The 18,024-nt window shown below is 69.8% G+C and carries 22 protein-coding genes; 4 read left to right on the top strand and 18 right to left on the bottom strand.

Annotation, left to right across the window (positions count from 1 at the left end; genetic code table 11):
- Nucleotides 1–33 precede the first annotated feature (33 nt).
- Nucleotides 34–564: a PH domain-containing protein gene (locus tag AB0M82_RS15040; RefSeq protein ID WP_364721730.1), complete on the bottom strand. Its 531-nt coding sequence runs from the start codon at nt 562–564 to the stop codon at nt 34–36.
- Nucleotides 565–670: 106 nt separating this feature from the next.
- On the opposite strand from AB0M82_RS15040, the gene AB0M82_RS15035 reads away from it, so the two are divergent.
- Complete coding sequence (locus tag AB0M82_RS15035; protein ID WP_364721729.1) at nt 671–1,297, top strand: LysE family translocator; 627 nt, start codon at nt 671–673, stop codon at nt 1,295–1,297.
- Nucleotides 1,297–1,920, top strand: a complete 624-nt coding sequence (locus tag AB0M82_RS15030) for a LysE family translocator (RefSeq protein ID WP_364721728.1) — start codon at nt 1,297–1,299, stop codon at nt 1,918–1,920. The genes AB0M82_RS15035 and AB0M82_RS15030 overlap by 1 nt, the downstream gene beginning before the upstream one ends.
- A gap of 4 nt (nt 1,921–1,924) precedes the next feature.
- Here the strand turns inward: AB0M82_RS15030 and AB0M82_RS15025 are convergent, their stop codons facing one another.
- Both AB0M82_RS15025 and AB0M82_RS15020 read right to left on the bottom strand, forming a co-directional pair.
- Nucleotides 1,925–2,743: an NAD(P)H-binding protein gene (locus AB0M82_RS15025; protein ID WP_364721727.1), complete on the bottom strand. Its 819-nt coding sequence runs from the start codon at nt 2,741–2,743 to the stop codon at nt 1,925–1,927.
- Complete coding sequence (locus AB0M82_RS15020) at nt 2,736–3,173, bottom strand: nuclear transport factor 2 family protein (protein WP_364721726.1); 438 nt, start codon at nt 3,171–3,173, stop codon at nt 2,736–2,738. The genes AB0M82_RS15025 and AB0M82_RS15020 overlap by 8 nt, the downstream gene beginning before the upstream one ends.
- 94 nt (nt 3,174–3,267) lie before the next feature.
- Between AB0M82_RS15020 and AB0M82_RS15015 the strand changes: the two genes are divergently transcribed.
- Nucleotides 3,268–3,861: a TetR/AcrR family transcriptional regulator gene (locus AB0M82_RS15015; protein ID WP_364721725.1), complete on the top strand. Its 594-nt coding sequence runs from the start codon at nt 3,268–3,270 to the stop codon at nt 3,859–3,861.
- A gap of 7 nt (nt 3,862–3,868) precedes the next feature.
- On the opposite strand, the gene murA is transcribed toward AB0M82_RS15015, so the two are convergent.
- Nucleotides 3,869–5,143 (bottom strand): UDP-N-acetylglucosamine 1-carboxyvinyltransferase, encoded by a 1,275-nt coding sequence (gene murA / locus AB0M82_RS15010; RefSeq protein ID WP_364721724.1) that lies wholly within the window; start codon nt 5,141–5,143, stop codon nt 3,869–3,871.
- A gap of 61 nt (nt 5,144–5,204) precedes the next feature.
- On the opposite strand from murA, the gene AB0M82_RS15005 reads away from it, so the two are divergent.
- Nucleotides 5,205–5,777 carry a cob(I)yrinic acid a,c-diamide adenosyltransferase gene (locus tag AB0M82_RS15005; RefSeq protein WP_364721723.1) on the top strand — a complete coding sequence of 191 codons (573 nt, stop codon included), beginning with the start codon at nt 5,205–5,207 and terminating at the stop codon, nt 5,775–5,777.
- 166 nt (nt 5,778–5,943) lie between these two features.
- Here AB0M82_RS15005 and AB0M82_RS15000 read toward each other — a convergent pair whose 3' ends face one another.
- From AB0M82_RS15000 to AB0M82_RS14935, 14 genes are all read right to left on the bottom strand, one after another.
- The gene (locus AB0M82_RS15000) at nt 5,944–6,087 is read right to left on the bottom strand and encodes a hypothetical protein (RefSeq protein ID WP_364721722.1); all 144 of its coding nucleotides are present in this window, start codon (nt 6,085–6,087) and stop codon (nt 5,944–5,946) included.
- Entirely contained in the window at nt 6,087–7,325 is a 1,239-nt protein-coding gene (aroA, locus tag AB0M82_RS14995; protein WP_364721721.1) for a 3-phosphoshikimate 1-carboxyvinyltransferase, read from the bottom strand. Before aroA ends, AB0M82_RS15000 begins: the two co-directional genes overlap by 1 nt.
- 105 nt (nt 7,326–7,430) lie before the next feature.
- Entirely contained in the window at nt 7,431–7,865 is a 435-nt protein-coding gene (locus tag AB0M82_RS14990) for a DUF2550 domain-containing protein (RefSeq protein ID WP_364721720.1), read from the bottom strand.
- A gap of 25 nt (nt 7,866–7,890) precedes the next feature.
- Nucleotides 7,891–8,256 carry a F0F1 ATP synthase subunit epsilon gene (locus AB0M82_RS14985; protein WP_364721719.1) on the bottom strand — a complete coding sequence of 122 codons (366 nt, stop codon included), beginning with the start codon at nt 8,254–8,256 and terminating at the stop codon, nt 7,891–7,893.
- Between the two features lie 157 nt (nt 8,257–8,413).
- Nucleotides 8,414–9,841, bottom strand: a complete 1,428-nt coding sequence (gene atpD / locus AB0M82_RS14980; protein ID WP_364721718.1) for a F0F1 ATP synthase subunit beta — start codon at nt 9,839–9,841, stop codon at nt 8,414–8,416.
- The gene (locus AB0M82_RS14975) at nt 9,841–10,791 is read right to left on the bottom strand and encodes a F0F1 ATP synthase subunit gamma (protein WP_364721717.1); all 951 of its coding nucleotides are present in this window, start codon (nt 10,789–10,791) and stop codon (nt 9,841–9,843) included. Before AB0M82_RS14975 ends, atpD begins: the two co-directional genes overlap by 1 nt.
- A gap of 11 nt (nt 10,792–10,802) precedes the next feature.
- A complete protein-coding gene (gene atpA, locus AB0M82_RS14970; protein ID WP_364721715.1) occupies nt 10,803–12,443 on the bottom strand; it encodes a F0F1 ATP synthase subunit alpha in 1,641 nt (546 codons plus the stop codon).
- Between the two features lie 57 nt (nt 12,444–12,500).
- The gene (locus AB0M82_RS14965; protein ID WP_364721713.1) at nt 12,501–13,325 is read right to left on the bottom strand and encodes a F0F1 ATP synthase subunit delta; all 825 of its coding nucleotides are present in this window, start codon (nt 13,323–13,325) and stop codon (nt 12,501–12,503) included.
- Nucleotides 13,326–13,331: 6 nt separating this feature from the next.
- Nucleotides 13,332–13,892: a F0F1 ATP synthase subunit B gene (locus tag AB0M82_RS14960; protein ID WP_364721711.1), complete on the bottom strand. Its 561-nt coding sequence runs from the start codon at nt 13,890–13,892 to the stop codon at nt 13,332–13,334.
- Between the two features lie 29 nt (nt 13,893–13,921).
- Nucleotides 13,922–14,179 carry an ATP F0F1 synthase subunit C gene (locus AB0M82_RS14955; protein ID WP_364722021.1) on the bottom strand — a complete coding sequence of 86 codons (258 nt, stop codon included), beginning with the start codon at nt 14,177–14,179 and terminating at the stop codon, nt 13,922–13,924.
- Nucleotides 14,180–14,234: 55 nt separating this feature from the next.
- Nucleotides 14,235–15,020 (bottom strand): F0F1 ATP synthase subunit A, encoded by a 786-nt coding sequence (gene atpB, locus AB0M82_RS14950; RefSeq protein WP_364721709.1) that lies wholly within the window; start codon nt 15,018–15,020, stop codon nt 14,235–14,237.
- A 542-nt stretch (nt 15,021–15,562) separates the two neighbouring features.
- Entirely contained in the window at nt 15,563–16,006 is a 444-nt protein-coding gene (locus AB0M82_RS14945; protein WP_364721707.1) for a hypothetical protein, read from the bottom strand.
- A 47-nt stretch (nt 16,007–16,053) separates the two neighbouring features.
- A complete protein-coding gene (locus AB0M82_RS14940; RefSeq protein ID WP_364721705.1) occupies nt 16,054–17,211 on the bottom strand; it encodes an MraY family glycosyltransferase in 1,158 nt (385 codons plus the stop codon).
- Between the two features lie 74 nt (nt 17,212–17,285).
- Nucleotides 17,286–17,936 (bottom strand): L-threonylcarbamoyladenylate synthase, encoded by a 651-nt coding sequence (locus AB0M82_RS14935; protein ID WP_364721703.1) that lies wholly within the window; start codon nt 17,934–17,936, stop codon nt 17,286–17,288.
- Nucleotides 17,937–18,024: the final 88 nt, after the last annotated feature.

The raw sequence follows: 18,024 nt of genomic DNA, 5'->3' as shown, positions 1-18,024 counted from the left end.
GGCTGACGCTCCGGGAGGCCGTGCCGGTTGCCCTCAGGCGGCCGAAGTGTCGGAAGCGTCCGCTTCCGGCGGCGCCTGCCGGGCCTTGGCCTCGTCGATGGCCTTGGCGAGCAGGTCGCGGACGCGCTTGGGCTCGCCGACGCCCATCAGCGTCACGGCCCCCGGCCCGGCGAAGGAGAGGGTGCCGGTGCGGGACGGTCCCGGCTTGAGGACCGGCGGCGAAAGACCGGCCAGTTCGCTGGAGCGTTCCTTCTGCCGGAACAGGCCCGAGCGCGCGATGATCCGGCTGTCGGTCACGGCGTAGGTCGTGCGCCCGAGCGCGAGGTACCGGACCACCGAACGACCCACCGCGGCGTAGAGGCCGAGCACGAGGACGACCACGGCGCCGGCCATCACCGGGCCGATCGGTTCCTTCGCGAGCAGAAACCAGGTCGCGACGGCGGCGAGGACGAGTCCGGCAGGGGCGATCACCCCGTCCGCGGCGACAAAGAACGGGCGCTGGACCGGCTCTCCCGCCCAGAGCACACGCTCACCGGGTAGAAGATCGATTTCCCCTGCTGACATGGCCGAAATCTACTCTGCCGTGGCGCTCTCCGCCGAATGCCGAGCCTGAACGCTGTGACGAAAATCCGCGAGACCGCACCGCCACCGTCGATTAGCGTGGGCAGCCGTGACGTGGAGTTCGTACGGAAGTTACCTGGTCATCGTGGTCCTGATCGTGCTCGCGCCGGGCCCGGACACGATGGTCATGCTGAAGAACGCCCTCTCCGGCGGGTTCCGGGGCGGGCTGCTCGCGTCGCTCGGCATCTTCACCGGCAACGCCGTGCAGGGCAGCGCCGCCGCGCTCGGGCTCGGCGTCCTCATCGCGAAGTCGCAGCCGCTGTTCCTCACGCTCAAGTGGGTCGGCGCGGCCTACCTCGTCTTCCTCGGCGTCCAGGCGCTGCGCGGCGCGTTCCGCGGGAACTACGACCCTGTCGAGCAGACCCAGCGCCGTCGGGACGGTGGCTTCCGGCGGTTCCGCGAAGGGTTCCTTTCGAACGTCACCAACCCGAAGGTGCTGGTGCTGTACCTGTCCGTGCTGCCGCAGTTCCTCGACCCCGCGCGCACCACGACGTGGGACGCGCTGGCGCTGGCCTACACCGTCGCCGTGCTCGGCGGGCTGTGGCTGCTGGTGCTGCTGGTGTTCGTGCACCGCGTGCGGACGTGGCTGGGCCGTCGCCGGGTCCGCCGTACGCTGGACGGCGTCACCGGCACCGCGCTGCTCGGCTTCGGCGCGGCCCTCGCCTTGGAGTCCTGATGACGTGGAGCACCTACCTCGGCTTCGCCGGGATGATGGCGTTCCTGGCGATGTTGCCGGGCCCGGACACGATGGTCGTGCTCAAGAACGCCCTGACCGGCGGCGCCCGCGGCGGCGGCTGGGCCTGCGCCGGCATCAGCGTCGCGAACGTCCTGCAGGGCACGGCGGCCGCGCTCGGGCTGGGCGCGGTGCTCACGCGCTCCCAGCCGGTGTTCGAGGCCGTGAAGTGGCTCGGTGCGGCCTACCTGGTCTTCCTCGGCATCCAGGCCCTGCGCGGCGCCTGGCGCGGCGACTACGAAACACTCGAAGACGTCCGGAAAGCCCGCGCTTCCCGGGGACGGCGCTTCCGCGAAGGGTTCCTGTCCAACATCACCAACCCCAAGGTGATCGTGCTGTACCTGTCGGTGCTGCCGCAGTTCCTCACCCCGGCGTCGACGCTCGGCGACTCGCTGCTGCTGGCGTACACCGTCGCGGCCCTGGGCGTGGTGTGGCAGGTGCTGCTGTTGTTGTTCGTGCACCGGGTCAGGGGCTGGCTGCGGCGGCGCCGGGTCCGCCGCACCCTCGACGGGGTCACCGGCACCGCGCTGCTCGGCTTCGGGGCCGCGCTGGCGGCCGAGGCCTGAAGCTTCACCGGATCTCTTCCCGCACAAAGGTTTCGAACGACCGGGCGGGCCGGCCGGTGACCTGCTCGACGGCCGCGGTGACGCGGTCTTCGGCGCCGCGCCGGATGTCCTCGTCGAGTGCGGCGAGGACGGCGGCGAAGCCGGCCGGCATCCCGGAAGCCGTCAGCCGCGCGGCGAATTCGGCGGTGCCGACCGCGCGGTGCCGGACCGGACGTCCGGTGTGCGCGGCGACGATCCCGGCGGCTTCGGCGTAGCTCAAGGCGGCGGGCCCGGTCAGGACGTGTTCGGTGTTGTGCGGTCCGGGGTCGGTCAGCGCCCGGACGGCCACCGCCGCGATGTCGCCGGCGTCGACGAACGCGACCCGGGCGGCACCGGTGGCGGTGACGATTTCGCCGTCCCGCACGCCCTGGGCGACCAGGTGCTCACCGGTGAAGTTCTGCATGAACCACGACGGCCGGAGCACGGCCCACTCGGGCATCGTGCGCACCAGCCTCGGCAGCTCGCCGAGCCCGGGCGTCTCGTCGGTGACGGCGGACGAGCTGAGCAGGACGACCCGGCGGACCCCGGCGTCGAGCGCGTCCGCCAGGAACGGCGCCACCAGCCGCGCGGGTTCGGCCTCGCCGATCGGCGCGATGAGGTACACGGCGGTGGCGCCGCGCAGGGCGCCGGCGTGGGTGGCGCGATCGGTCCAGTCGAACCGGATCTGGCCGGGTTCGCCGGGCTTGCGGGTGGCGGCCCGCGCCGTGACGCCGTTCGCGCGCAGGCCCGCGACGACCCGGCGGCCGGTGGTGCCGGTGCCGCCGAGGACCAGGACGTCAGCCACGGCCGCCACCGGCGAAGGCCGCGGTCAGCTCGTCGACGCCACCGAGAATCTCGGCCGCGGCGAGCGGGCTCCAGTAGTCGCGATAACGGCGGATTTCGCCGTCCTGGACGGTGATCACGGCGATGTACGACAGCTCGTACGGCGTCTGCTTCGCCACCGCCACCCCGGCGACGGTGAACTCGGCGACGACCACCGCCGGGTCGGCGGTCTCGTGCACGGTCTTGGCGGTGACCTCGCGGATGTCCAGCAGGTTCGGGTAGTCGCGGAGGTACTCGCGGATCGCGTCGCGGCCCTCCACTCGTGGCGGGTAGCCCGCCGAGGCGAACGGGAACTCGAGGACGCCGTCCTCGGCCCAGAGTCCGGCGAAGCCGGCCATATCGTGCTGGAGCAACAGGGCGAGCCCTCGCTCGACCAGGTCTGCTGGCTGCATGGGAATCTCCTTGAACGTTTGGACGGTACGGTACCGTCCCGACGTCCACCGTAGACGCGACGGTACCGTTCCGTCCACCCGTTAGACTCCGCCCATGGGACGCACCCCGACCGGCGCCGCGGTCCTCCAGGCCGAGGTCACGCAGGCCATCACCGAGGCGGTTCTCCGGGAACTCGCCGACCAGGGCTACGGCAGGCTGTCGATGGAAGCGGTGGCCAAGCGCGCCGGCGTCGGCAAGAGCGCGCTATACCGGCGGTGGCGGTCGAAGCAGGAGATGGTCACCGCGGTCGTCGCGGAGTTCAGCGTGCCGCGCGCGGACCTCGAGGACACCGGCTCACTGCGCGGCGACCTGCGCGTGACCATGCGGGCGGTGCTGGACTGGCTCACGCACCCGCTGTTCTCGCGGATCCTGCCGGACCTGGTCGCCGAGGGCGCGCGGAACCCGGAGATGGCCGACAGCACGCGCACGAGCATCGGCGGACCACGGCGTGACCTCGCGGAGGTGATGCTGCGCCGCGCGATCGACCGGGGCGAACTGCCGGCCGACCTCGACGTCGAAATGGCGCTCGACGTGCTGGCGGCACCGATCTACTGGCGCCTGTTGGTCCGGCAGGCCCCGGCCGGGCCCGACTACCTGGACCGGCTGGTGGAGTACGCCCTGCGCGGGCTGGGCGCCCGGGCGACGTGAAGCCGGGCTACGTGCGGGCCGGTTCGCCGCTGACCCGTTCGATGCGGGCGCCCAGGCGGTTCAGGTTCTCCACGAAGTGCGGGTAGCCGCGGTCGATGTGGAAGACGTCCCAGACCTCGGTGATGCCGTCCGCGCACAGGCCGGCCAGCACCAGGCCGGCGCCCGCGCGGATGTCCGACGCCCAGACCGGCGCGCTCGACAGCCTCTCGACGCCGCGGACCACCGCGTGGTGACCGTCCGTGCGCGCGTCGCCGGACAGGCGGATCATCTCCTCGATGAACCGGAACCGCGCCTCGTAGACGTTCTCCGTGATCATCGACGTGCCCTCCGACACCGCCGACAGCGCCACCGCGAACGGCTGCAGGTCGGTCGCGAAACCGGGGTACGGCAGCGTGACCCAGTCGACCGCCTTGGGACGCTCCGGCTGGACCACGCGGAAACCCTTGTCGCCGAACGTCTCGACGTCCGCGCCGGCCAGCTGCAGCTTGTTCAGCACCAGGTCGAGGTGGTGCGGGTTGACCCCGCGCACGGTGATGTCGCCGCGGGTCATCGAGGCGGCGAACGCCCACGTCGCGCCCACGATCCGGTCGCCGATCACGCGGTGCTCGGTCGGGTGCAGCTGCTCCACGCCGTGCACGGTCAGCGTCGACGTCCCGGCGCCGTCGATCTTCGCGCCCATCTCGATGAGCATCGTGCAGATGTCGATGATCTCGGGCTCGCGCGCGCAGTTGTCGATCACCGTGGTGCCCTCGGCCAGCACGGCCGCCATCAGGATGTTCTCGGTCGCGCCGACGCTCGGGAAGTCCAGCCAGATCTGCGCACCGACCAGGGTTTCGGCCTTCGCGACGACGCAACCGTGCTCGATCGTGCTCGTCGCGCCCAGCTTGCGCAGGCCGTTCTGGTGCATGTCCAGCGGGCGCGAGCCGATCGCGTCACCGCCCGGCAACGCCACGACGGCCTGCTTCAGCCGGCCGACCAGCGGGCCCAGCACGCAGACGGACGCGCGCAGCTTGCCCATCGCCGCCGAGTCCGCGCGGTGCGACAGCTCGGCCGGTGTCGTGATGGTGGCGGTGTCGCCTTCGATGACGACCTCGCAGCCGACGCTCCGCAGCACGTCGCCCATCAGCGGGACGTCGAGGATCTGCGGGCAGTTCGTGATGGTCGTGGTGCCCTCCGCGAGGAGGGCGGCGGCCATCAGCTTCAGCACGCTGTTCTTCGCGCCGACCACGTCGACCTCGCCGACCAGCCGGGCTCCGCCATGCACGTCGAAGTGCTCGCTCATGGCCGCCAATCATGCCCTCTCGCCCGGATTCGGCCCGGGCGGGGGCCGCTATGGTGGGTTCATGGTCGTTCGCATCAACCGCGTCTACACCAAGGTCGGCGACAACGGCACGACCGCGCTCGGCGACGGTTCCCGCGTGCCCAAGACGTCCCCGCGGCTGGGCGCGTACGCGGACACGGACGAGACGAACTCGGTGCTCGGCCTGGCGATCGCGATGGGCGGGCTGCCGGACGAGGTCGCGGACGTGCTGCGCGCGGTCCAGAACGACCTCTTCGACGTCGGTGCCGACCTCTGCCTCCCGATCTCCGACGACCCGCCGTACCCCCCGCTGCGGATCACGGAGAAGTACGTCGAGCGGCTCGAAGGCTGGTGCGACGAGTTCAACGAGCGCCTGCCGAAGCTGACGTCGTTCATCCTGCCGGGCGGCACGCCCGGTGCGGCGTTCCTGCACCAGGCCCGGACGGTGTCCCGCCGGGCCGAGCGGTCCGCTTGGGCGCTGTACGAGGCGGAGCCGGAGACGACGAACCCGGTGGCGCTGAAGTACCTGAACCGGCTGTCGGACCTGTTGTTCATCCTGGCCCGGCTGGCCAACCCCGATGGCGACGTGCTGTGGCAGCCGGGCGGGCAGCCCTAGGGCGTGTTTCTTGGATCTCGTTCGATGAGAGTCGGGATCCAGGTGGTTCCTGGCGGTGCCGCGGGAACGCCCTCGTACCGGGTTGTACTCGGGCGATCCCGCGGTGCCGCCAGGGGCCGCCTGGGCCCGGCTATCGCGAACACGGATCCGAGAAACACGCCCTAGCTCAGCCGCCGAGGTGGGCCGCCCAGTAGCGTTCCAGGTCGGCTTCCGGGGTCCCGTCGAAGTCCGGCTCCACCGGCTGCGTCGTGACCATGTCCTCCGGCTTCACGCGCTCCGGCAGCTTGGCCCAGCGGTTCTCTTCGGCCATCAGATTCCCCAGCTCTTCCGCAGGGTCCCCAGCGCCTCGTGGAAGCCGGGGAACGTCTTCTTCACGCACGTCGGATCATCCAGGGTCACGCCGTCGGTGCGCAATCCCGTGATGCTGAACGCCATCGCGATCCGGTGGTCCCGCCGGCACTTCACCAGCGCACCCGTGGGCTGAGCCGGCTGGATCTCGATCCAGTCGCGACCCGTCTCCACCGGGACACCCATCGCGCGCAAGTTCTCTTCGCACGCGTCCAGCCGGTCGCACTCCTTGATGCGCGTGTTGTAGACGTCCTCGATGCGGACCGGCCCGGTGGCGAACGGCGCGATCGCCGCCAGGGTCGGGACCGTGTCCGAGATGTCGCGCATGTTCACCGTGATGCCGCGCAGGCCGTCCGACGGACCCTCGACGGTCACCGAGTCCTCCGCCAGCTGGACGTGCGCGCCCATCCGCTCCAGCACCGAAGCGAACCGGACGTCGCCCTGCAGCGCCGACGAGCCCAGGCCCGGGATGGTCACCGTGTGGCCGGTGACCGCCGCCGCGGCCAGGAAGTAGCTCGCCGTCGACGCGTCCGGCTCCACCGGGTACTCGCACGCCTGGTACGGCTGCGGCGGGACGACGAACGTCTTCCCCTCGCGGCGGACGTCGACGCCGAAGCGGCGCATCATCTCCAGCGTGATCTCGACGTACGGCACCGACACCAGGTCCGTCACCGTGATCCGCAGCCCCTCCGCGGTCAGCGGCCCGACCAGCAGCAAAGCCGTCAGGAACTGCGACGACAGGCCCGCGTCCAGGGTCAGCTCGCCACCCTTGATGCCGTTCGCGCGGACCGTCAGCGGGTGGTGGCCGGGCTCGCCCTCGAAGGTCAGGTCGACGCCCAGCTCCCGCAGCGCGTCGGTCAGCGGCCCGAGGGGGCGCCGGCGCATCTGGCCGGACGCGTCGAAGTGGAACGTCCCCGTGCCGGCCGCGGCCAGCGCGGGCAGGAACCGGGCCGTCGTGGCGCCGTCGCGGCAGAACACGTCCGCCTCGGCCACGCCAGGGCCCTGCGGCCTGCCCTCGATGGTCCACGCGCCCGGCTGCCGGTCGACGCGATAGCCGAGCTTCACGAGCCCTTCGGCGAAGCCCTCGGTGTCGTCCGAGTGCAGCGGACGGCCGAGCACGGTGGTGCCGCGCGCGGCGGCGGCGAGGAACAGGCCTCGGGCGGTGACGGACTTGGAGCCGGGGATCTCGACGAGGGTCACACAGCGAGTTTACGGCCTGTCGGAAACCCGGAACTCACGTGATCTGACCCGTAACTCGCGTGATCTGACCCGTAACTCGCGTGATCGGGCGCGTCACTCGCGTGATCAGGAGGCGCGCGGGAGGCGTCGCCCGGGCGGGGCGGACTCCAGCCAGGAGAGGAACCCGGTGAGCGCGCCCGGCCCCATGGCGATTTCGATCGCCTCCTGGGTCTCCGACTCGCAGCGCAGCACCGTCGAACCCTCGGGAACCGCGTAGGCCTCGCTGCCGGACGGGTCGCGGCGGTCGGCGATCTGCATGCTTTCGCGCTGGAAGACGCGGTCCGGGCCGCTCCGCAGGCTCCACACCCGGTACCAGACGAACTCGTCGCCCTCGTAGCGGCCGAGCCCCAGGTGCCAGCTCGAGCGCGCGCTGTCCGGACTCCACCGCAGCGCGACGCTCACACCGCCACCGCGACGCATCCGGATCCACCGCTGGCCGTACCAGGCGGCCAGCACGGCGAGCACGATCAGGAGCCCGGCTACGACCACGAGGATCTCCACGGCCCGGCTCCTGCCCGTCTCGCGCTCAGGCCGACTGACCCGCCGCGCGGAGCTGGGCCGAAGCCCTTGTCCGCTCGGTTTCGTCGTCGCCGGTCAGTGCCGCCTTCGCCGCGTCGACGTCGATCTCGTCGGACAGTTCGGCGCTCTCGGCGAGGATGCTCACGCCGGTGCCGGTCACCGAGAGGAAGCCGCCGTGCACGGCCGCGCAGACCGTCTCACCGTCGGTGGTCGTCACCTTGACCACGCCACCCTCGACGAGCTGCCCGAGCACGGGTTCGTGACCGGCCATGATGCCGATCTCACCCTCGGTGGTCTGGGCGACCACGAAAGTGGCGGTACCCGACCAGAGACGGCGCTCGACAGCCACCAGCTCCACGGACATCTCAGCCACGTGCACTCCTTAGCTCGGGGTGTTACTCCCGAGTGTAATAGGTCTGTCTCCGGCCCCGCCGCCGCACGTCGTCCCGCGAGGGGCCGGATCACTTCGAATAGGCGAACGGCGGGGGCCCGAGTCCGGAATGGACACTGCCCCCGCCGTCGTCAGGGCGTTACTTCTTGGTGATCTGCTTGTACTTCTTCTCGAGGTCCTCGAGGCCACCGATGCCCAGGAACGCCTGCTCCGGGTAGTGGTCGAAGTCACCCTTGGTGATGCGGTCGAACGACTCGATCGTCTCCGACAGCGGCACCGTCGAGCCCGGGATCTGCGTGAACGCCTCGGCGACCAGCATGTTCTGCGACAGGAACCGCTCGATGCGGCGCGCGCGCTGAACGGTCAGCTTGTCCTCTTCCGAGAGCTCGTCCATACCGAGGATCGCGATGATGTCCTGCAGCTCCTTGTACTTCTGCAGGATCCGGATGACCTCGGAGGCGACGCGGTAGTGGTCCTCACCGACGATGGCCGGGTCGAGGATCGTCGACGTCGACGCCAGCGGGTCCACCGCCGGGAAGATGCCCTTCTGGAACACCGACCGGGAGAGCTCGGTGGTGGCGTCCAGGTGGGCGAACGTCGCGGCCGGGGCCGGGTCGGTGTAGTCGTCCGCGGGGACGTAGATCGCCTGCATCGAGGTGATCGAGCGACCCCGGGTCGAGGTGATCCGCTCCTGCAGCTGGCCCATCTCGTCGGCCAGCGTCGGCTGGTAACCCACGGCCGACGGCATGCGGCCCAGCAGGGTCGACACCTCGGAGCCGGCCTGGGTGAACCGGAAGATGTTGTCGATGAACAGCAGCACGTCCTGGTTCTGGACGTCGCGGAAGTACTCCGCCATGGTCAGCGCGGACAGCGCGACGCGCATACGCGTGCCGGGCGGCTCGTCCATCTGGCCGAACACGAGGGCGGTGTCGTTGATGACGCCGTCTTCGCTCATCTCCAGGAAGAGGTCGTTGCCCTCACGGGTGCGCTCGCCGACCCCGGCGAACACCGACGTACCACCGAAGTTCCGGGCGACACGGGTGATCATCTCCTTGATGAGCACCGTCTTGCCGACGCCGGCGCCGCCGAACAGGCCGATCTTGCCACCCTGGACGTACGGGGTGAGCAGGTCGACGACCTTGAGGCCGGTCTCCAGCATCTCCGTCTTGCCTTCGAGCTGGTCGAAGGACGGCGCGCTGCGGTGGATGCCCCAGCGCTCGAGGTCGTCGCCGTAGCCGGGCTCGTCGAGGCACTCGCCGAGCGCGTTGTAGACGTGGCCCTTGACCTTGTCGCCCACCGGCACGGTGATCGGGCCGCCGGTGTCGGTGACCTCGGCCCCGCGGACGAGACCGTCCTGCGGCTGGAGCGAAATGGTGCGGACGAGGTTGTCGCCCAGGTGGCTGGCGACCTCGAGGGTCACCGTCTTGCGCAGCTGCTCGAACTCGATTTCGACCTTGAGCGCGTTGAACTGCTCGGGAACGGAACCGCGCGGGAACTCGACGTCGACGACCGGACCGGTCACCGACACGATGCGCCCCTTGGCGCGCGGGGCTTCAGTACTGGTCATCAATCATCACTTCCTGCTGCGGTGAGCGCGTTCGCGCCACCGACGATTTCGGAGATCTCCTGGGTGATCTGCGCCTGCCGGGCCTGGTTCATCTCCCGCGTCAGGTTGCCCACCAGCTCGTTCGCGTTGTCCGACGCGGCCTTCATGGCCGTTCGGCGCGCGGCCAGCTCGGACGCCGCCGACTCGAGCAACGCCGCGTAGATGCGCGTGTTGATGTACTTCGGCAGGAGCGCGCCCAGCAGCTTTTCGGCGCTCGGCTCGAACTCGTAGCTGGGAAGCAGCTCGCCGGGCTGCGGCTGCTGCTGCCCCTCCTCGCCGTCCGTGTACTCGACCTCGAGCGGCGCGACGCGCTTGGCGGTCGGGCGCTGCGTCAGCATCGACACGAACTCGGTGTAGACGATGTGGATCTCGTCGACACCCGTGATGCCGTCGGCGTTGCCGTGCTCGTCGTCGACGCCCGCCATGAACGACTGGACGAGGGCCTCACCCGCCGCCACCGCGCCGGCGTAGGTCGGCTGGTCGGAGAAGCCCGTCCAGCTGTCTTCGACCGGGCGGTCGCGGAACCGGTAGTAGTTCAGCCCCTTGTTGCCGGTGACGTAGACCTGCGGCTCCTTGCCCTCTGCGCGGAGCAGGGCGAGCAGCTCTTCGGTGGCGCGCAGCACGTTGGAGTTGTACCCACCGCACTGGCCCTTGTCACTGGTCACGACCAGGACGGCGGCCCGCTTCGGGTTCGGGCGCTCGACCAGCAGCGGGTGGTCGAGGTTGGCCGCCGCACCGGCCAGCGCCGAGAGCACCTTGGTGATCTCGTCCGCGTACGGCCGGGAAGCGGCGACCTTCGCCCGCGCCTTCGTGATGCGCGCGGTGGCGATGAGCTCCATCGCCTTGGTGATCTTGCCGATCGACTTGGTCGCCTTGATGCGCGACCGGAGTTCCCGGAGTTGTGCGGCCATGAGCTATCAGCTCACTTCTTCGGGGCGGGCTTGTTGACCTTGACGGTCTCGTGCCCGACCTTGTCGGCGTCCATCGCGTCGGCGTCCGCCTCGACCAGGGACTTGCCCTCGGAGGTGGTGAACTCCTTCTTGAACTCGTTCACCGCTTCGACCACGGCGTCGCGGGTCTCCTGCGGGAACTTGCCCGACTCGCGGATGCCCTTGATCAGGTCCGCGTGCTTGCGGCGGGCCGAGTCGATGAACTCGTGGTTGAACCGGCGGACGTCCTCGGTCGGGACCGAGTCGTAGTGCCCGTTCGTGCCCAGGTACACCGTGAGGACCTGCTCCTCGACCGGGATCGGCGAGTACTGCGGCTGCTTGAGCACCTCGTACAGCCGGGCACCGCGCTCGAGCTGCGCCTTCGAGGCGTCGTCGAGGTCCGAGGCGAAGGCCGCGAAGGCCTCCAGCTCGCGGTACTGCGACAGGTCGATGCGGAGCGAGCCCGCGACGTCCTTCATCGCCTTGACCTGCGCGGCACCACCCACGCGGGACACCGAGATGCCCACGTCGATGGCCGGGCGCTGGCCGGCGTTGAACAGGTCCGACTGGAAGAAGCACTGACCGTCGGTGATCGAGATGACGTTCGTCGGGATGTAGGCCGACACGTCGTTGGCCTTGGTCTCGATGATCGGCAGCCCGGTCAGCGAGCCGGCGCCCAGCTCGTCCGAGAGCTTCGCGCACCGCTCGAGGAGGCGGGAGTGCAAGTAGAAGACGTCGCCGGGGAACGCCTCGCGGCCCGGCGGGCGGCGCAGCAGCAGCGAGATCGCGCGGTACGCGTCGGCCTGCTTGGTCAGGTCGTCGAAGACGATGAGGACGTGCTTGCCCTCGTACATCCAGTGCTGGCCGATGGCCGAGCCGGTGTACGGCGCGATCCACTTGAAGCCGGCGGAGTCGGACGCGGGTGCCGCGACGATGGTGGTGTACTCCATCGCGCCCGAGTCCTCGAGGGACTTCTTGACCGCGGCGATCGTCGAGCCCTTCTGGCCGACGGCGACGTAGATGCAGCGAACCTGCTTCTTCGGGTCGCCGGTCTCCCAGTTGGCCTTCTGGTTGATGATCGTGTCCACCGCGACGGCGGTCTTGCCCGTCTTGCGGTCACCGATGATCAGCTGGCGCTGGCCACGGCCGATCGGGGTCATCGCGTCGATGGCGGTGATGCCGGTCTGCAGCGGCTCCGACACCGGCTGGCGCTCGACCACCGAGGCGGCCTTCAGCTCCAGCGCGCGGCGGTCGGAGGTCTCGATGTCGCCGAGACCGTCGATCGCCTGGCCCAGCGGGTTGACGACGCGGCCGAGGTAGCCGTCGCCGACCGGCACCGACAGGACCTGGCCGGTGCGCTTGACCTGGTGGCCCTCTTCGACGCTTTCGAAGTCACCGAGGATCGCGGCACCGATGGAGCGCGCGTCCAGGTTCAGTGCGACGCCCAGGACGCCGCCGGGGAACTCGAGCAGCTCGTTGGCCATGGCCGAGGGGAGGCCCTCGACGTGGGCGATACCGTCACCCGCGTCGATCACGACGCCAACTTCTTCCCGGCTCACGTCCGGGGCGTAACTCGAGACGTAGTTCTCGATCGCGCTACGGATCTCATCCGAGGAGATCGTCAGCTCGGCCATGTCTTTCCCGCTCTCGCTTCGTTCTTGCCAGTATGCAAAGTCTTGTGTGGCCTGGGGCTATGCCCGGGCCAGTCGCCTGCGCAACGCCGCGAGCTGCCCCGCCGCGCTCCCGTCGATGACCTCGTCGCCGACGCGGACGACGAGCCCGCCGCCGAGACTGGGGTCGACCTCGACGTGCAGCGCGATCGACCGCCCGTAGATGGCGTTCAGCTTCGCGCCCAGCTGGGCGGTCTGCTCGTCGGTCAGGACGCTCGCACTGGTCACGTAGGCCACCGAGCGCTGACGCCGCTCCGCGGCCAGCTTGACCAGCGCGTCGAGGCCGACGCCGACACCGCGCCCCTTGGCCCGGCGGACGACCTGCTCGACGAGGGTCTCGGTGACCACGTCCACCTTGTCGGCGAAGAGCCCGCGCACCAGGTTCCGCTTGGCATCCGCGGGACCGGCCAGGTCCGACAGTGCGGTCTCGAGTTCCGGGTGGTGGGCCACCACGCGCGCGACCTGGAACAGCTGGGTCTCGACGGCGTCGATGTTGCCGGTCTTTTCGGCCGCGGTGAGCAGCGCGGAGTGCCCGAGCGACTCGAGTCCGTCGACCAGCTGACGAGGGCTGGACCAGCGGCTGCCCGCCACGGCGTCGAGCACCTTGAGGGCCGGTTCGGACAGCTTGCCGTCGAACAGCCGGCGCACCAGCTCGGAGCGTGACTCCGGCGTCGCCGAAGCGTCACTCACCGCCCGGCGCAGGCCGATCTCCCGGTCCAGCAGGTCGACGACGGAGAGCAGCTCGTCGCCGACTGTGGCCGCGTCGGCTCCCGCGGCGGCCAGAACCTCGCCGAGGCGTTCCTCGGCGAGGCCGAGCGCTTCACGGCTCGCAGCATGCAGCGTCATTACGGTCTACTTCCCCGCTCCGTTGGAGGCACCGGCGGTCTCCAGCTCCGCGAGGAACCGGTCGACGGTGCCACGACGGCGCGCCTCGTCCTCGAGCGACTCGCCGACGATGCGGCTGGCCAGCTCGACGGCGTTGCGGCCCATGTCGGCCCGCAGCTCGGCAATGATCTGCGCCTTCTGGGCCTGCAGCTGGGCCTGCCCCTGGGCGACGATGCGCTGGGATTCGGCCTCCGCGTCGGCCCGCAGTTCCGCCTTGATCTGCTCGGCTTCGAGCCGGGCGTCGTCGCGGATCTTCGCGGCTTCGGTCCGGGCGTCCTGCAGCTGGGCCTTGTACTTGGCCAGCGCCTCTTCGGCCTCGGCCTGGGCCCGCTCGGCCTTCTCGATGCCTCCCTCGATCTTCTGCGCACGCTCTTCGTACGCGGCCTCGAAACGAGGGACGACGTACTTCTTGAGGATGAACAGCAGGATCAGGAAGGCGACGATGCCGAGGATCAGCTCCGAGATGTCGGGGATGATCGGGTTGTGCGTTTCGCCCTCTGCGGCGAGGACCAAGGCACTGTTCAGCACGGCGTCTCCTTAAGCGAGATGAGTGTGACTCAGCCTGCGGAGGCGATGAAGTAGATGACGATGCCGATCAGGGCGAGCACCTCGGTCAGCACGAAGGTCGAGAAGCCGATGCCCTGCAGCTTGCCCTGCGCCTCCGGCTGACGCGCCGTGCCGTTGATGACGGCGGCGAAGATCAGACCCACACCGATGCCCGGGCCGATCGCGCCCAGGCCGTAGCCGATCGCGGCGAGGCCGGGGTTGATGTTGGCGGCCTCAGCGGCGGCCTGGGCCAGAACGATGTTGCTCACGTGCATTTCCCTTCACTTCGGTCCACGCGCTCGCGCGGATCGGGGGCTTGTGTTCTCAGTGCTCCGACGCCAGCGCGGCGCCGATGTACCCGGCCGACAGCAGGGCGAAGATGTAGGCCTGCAGCACCTGGATGAAGGCCTCGAGGAACGTCATGCCGATGGCGAAGATCCACGCCACCAGCGAAACCGGCTTCAGCGCCCAGCCCGACGTCTCGGTCAGCAGGAAGGTGCCGCCGAGGGTGAACACCGCCAGGATCAGGTGACCGGCGAACATGGCGGCGAAAACACGGATGGCGAGCGTGAGCGGGTTGAGGAAGAACTTCTCCGCGAACTCGATGAGCGCGAAGAGCGGCAGCACCGGACCTGGCACACCCGGCGGCGCGAGTTCCTTCTTGAAGTAACCCTTGAAGCCGTGCCGTTTGAACCCCACGAAGTGGTACACGGGGTAGACGACGAGGACCGACAGGGCGACCGGGAAGCCGAACCGCGCCATGGTCGGGAACTGCAGGAGCGGGATGATCCCGTAGAGGTTGTTCACCAGAATGAAGGTGAACAGTGCGAAAACAAGCGGCACGAACGGCTTGAAATCCTTCGAACCGATCTGCTCGCGCGCGATGTTGTTGCGGCTGAAGTCGTAGATCGACTCCGCGACGAACTGTCCCTTGCCCGGCACGACCTGCAGCTTGCGGGTCGCCAGCAGGAAGTACGAGGCGATGATGACAACCGAAAGCACGACGAGCAGCATCGGCTTGGTGACTCCGCCGAACAACGCCGGCAACTCGAAGCTTTCGGCGCCGGGCGGCGCGAACGTCGCACCCTCGGCCAATACCAGCGCGCCCACTGGGCTCCTTCCGGTTCTCCCGGCCGGCGTTCACTCCGCCGGGGGAATCGTCACGATCTGGACTTAACGTACCCGATACGTATCGGGACGTCGGAGGCGGCTGCCCCACTGTGCGATGAACACGGCTTCACGTTCTGCACACGGGGTTGTCTCGCGTGAACACTGCCCTGCGGTCTACTTCGGACCAGCGGCCGGAAGGCGGAACTACACGGTCGCCACACTGCTGATCGCGGTTCGTCTCAGGAAGCGTACGGCCGAGGCCGCCACCCTTGACGCGGACCATACCAGCAGGTCAATCAGTGCCGGACGGGCGTACTCCTAACCAACCGATCAGCGCAGGACTTAGGTCCCGGGTCGTCCCGGGACCCAGGTCCGCACCCGGCCGGGACCCATTCCGGAACGGCGCTGGCGGCAGCCTCGGCGAGGTCCCGGCGATGTTCGGGCCCGCCGCGCGAAAGCGCACGTTGTGGTCCCCGTCACACTCGGGCGGTCGAAGGCGTATTCACGGTCCGTAACGGGCTGGGCGGCGAACCGGGCCGGTGTCAGGACGGGATGATCGTCGGGATCTTGGTCTTGCGGAAGGCGGCGAACTCGGCGGCAGCGGCGAGCATGATGGCCACGATCATCGTGATCCCGAGCGACAGCGGGTGCAGCGCGGTGACGCCCTTCAGCAGCGTCAGCGCGCCGAACAGCAGCACGACCTTGACGACGTACCCGCCGAGCGCGATCACCATCACGAACATGGGGTCCTGGCCCGCGCTGAAGCGCATCAGGCCCAGCGTCGACAGCGAAGCCAGCAACGCCAGCACCCCGCCGACCAGTGAGCCCAGGAAGCCGGGCAGGCCGTTGAGGATGCTGAACAGCGCGATGCAGACCAGCACCGCCGGCGGGGTCACCAGCAGCGAGGCCTTCGTCATCGCGCGGGCCGCCTGCAGCACCACCTTGGCGTGCGGGTTTTCCTGGTCCTGCGGTTCGGTCTCGCTCACACCTGGCTCCCTGCTCGGTTCATCCCGAGTGTAGAGACCCCGGCCGGCTAGGTCCCCGGCTGGTTGCGCGAGCGCAGCCGCGGGACGATCGAGACCACCACCGCGAACGCCAGGCCGACCCCGATGATCCACAGCGCCGCCGCGTCGTCGAAGAGCGTCACCGAGACCGCGCCGAACGCGAGGATGCCGGCCCACAAGTAGATCAGCAGCACCGCGCGACGCTGGGAGTGCCCGATCTCCAGCAGCCGGTGGTGCAGGTGCATCTTGTCGGCCGCGAAAGGGCTTTCGCCGCGGCGCGTGCGCCGGACGACCGCCATGATCAAGTCCAGCATCGGGACGAACAGCACCGCCGCCACGACCACCAACGGCGAAAGCAGCGCGATCGCGTCCTTGCCGCTGAACTGCGGGTAGGGCACGCGCCCGGACGCCGACGTCGTCGCGCCGGCGAGCATCAGCCCGATCATCATCGAGCCCGAGTCGCCCATGAAGATCTTGGCGGGCTGGAAGTTGTACGGCAGGAAGCCCAGACACGCGCCGGCGAGCGTGGCCGCGATCAGCGCGGGCGGGTAGGTGCCGACGTCGCCGCCGGAGCTGTCGAGCAGGCCGAGGGAGAACGCGCACGTCGCGGTCGCCGCGATGAAGCCGAGGCCGCCGGCCAGCCCGTCGAGGCCGTCGACGAAGTTCATCGCGTTGACCATCACCACGACCATCACCACGGTGAGCAGCGCGCCCTGGTTCTTGTCGAGCACCAGCACTGAGCCGAACGAGGCGTCGGTGCCGCCCCACGGCACCCAGAACGACACCCACTGCACCCCGAAGATGACCAGGATCCCGGCGCACATCACCTGGCCGGCCAGCTTTGTCCACGCGTCCAGCTCGAAGCGGTCGTCGAGGGCGCCGATCAGCGAGATCACGCCCGCCGCCAGCAGCACGCCGACCGAGTCGAACGAGGCGTCGAAGCCGTGCGACAGCGCGGGCAGCTGGTGGGCGAGACCCATCGCGCCGGCGACGCCGAGGTAGATGCCGACGCCGCCCATCCGCGGGATCGGGGCGACGTGGACGTCACGCGCCCGGGGGTTGGCGATCGCGCCGACCCGGATCGCGATCCGGCGCACGACGCCGGTGAGCAGGTAGGTCACGGCCGTCGCGGTCAGCGCGACGAGGATGTATTCCCGGATCGGGAGAAGACCGGATGTGGGCGGCACGGGTACGTCACGCTCGCGGGGTCGGGGTCACCCGCGACACGCTATCGTGTCGCGGTTTTCGCCTTGATCCGGCTTCAGGCCAACGATTCCGCGGGCACACCGAGCACCTCCGCGACGGCTCCCTTGCTCACGGCGCCCTCGCGCAGCACCACCGGTTCGGCGCCGGTGAGGTCCACAATGGTCGACGCGACGGGCTCGCCGCTCGACCCGCCGTCGAGGTACACCGCGACCGAGTCGCCGAGCTGCTCCTGCGCCTCCTGCGCGGTGCTGGCCGGCGGCCGGCCGGAGACGTTGGCGCTCGAGACGGCCATCGGCCCGACGTCGCGCAGCAGTTCCAGCGCCACCGGGTGCAGCGGCATCCGGAGCATCACGGTGCCGCGGGCGTCGCCGAGGTTCCACTGCAGGCTCGGCGCGTGCGGCAGCACGATGGACAGGTCACCTGGCCAGAAGGCTTCGATGAGCGCGCGGGCCTGCGGCGGCACGCCGAGCACCAGCCCGTCCACAGTGGACCAGGAGCCGACGAGCACGCCGACCGGCATGTCCGGGCCGCGGTTCTTCGCGCGAAGCAGCGCCTGGACGGCGCCCGCGTCGAAGGCGTCGGCGCCGATCCCGTAGACCGTGTCGGTCGGCAGGACGACCAGCCTGCTCGACCGCACCGCACCCGCCGCCGCGGCCAGTCCGTCGGCACGGGACTCCCGCTTGCTGCAGTCGTAGACCACGCTCATGGGGACGAGCCTAGCGCTGCCCGGAGCCGCGGTCCGTCACACCCGGGAGGTCACGGCCCGCCCACGAACCGGCCGCGGTGCGCGTGCC

It is taken from the genome of Amycolatopsis sp. NPDC051128 (assembly GCF_040682715.1).
In the GTDB taxonomy this organism is placed as follows: Bacteria; Actinomycetota; Actinomycetes; order Mycobacteriales; family Pseudonocardiaceae; genus Amycolatopsis.
This window is presented reverse-complemented; position numbering and strand designations above follow the sequence as displayed.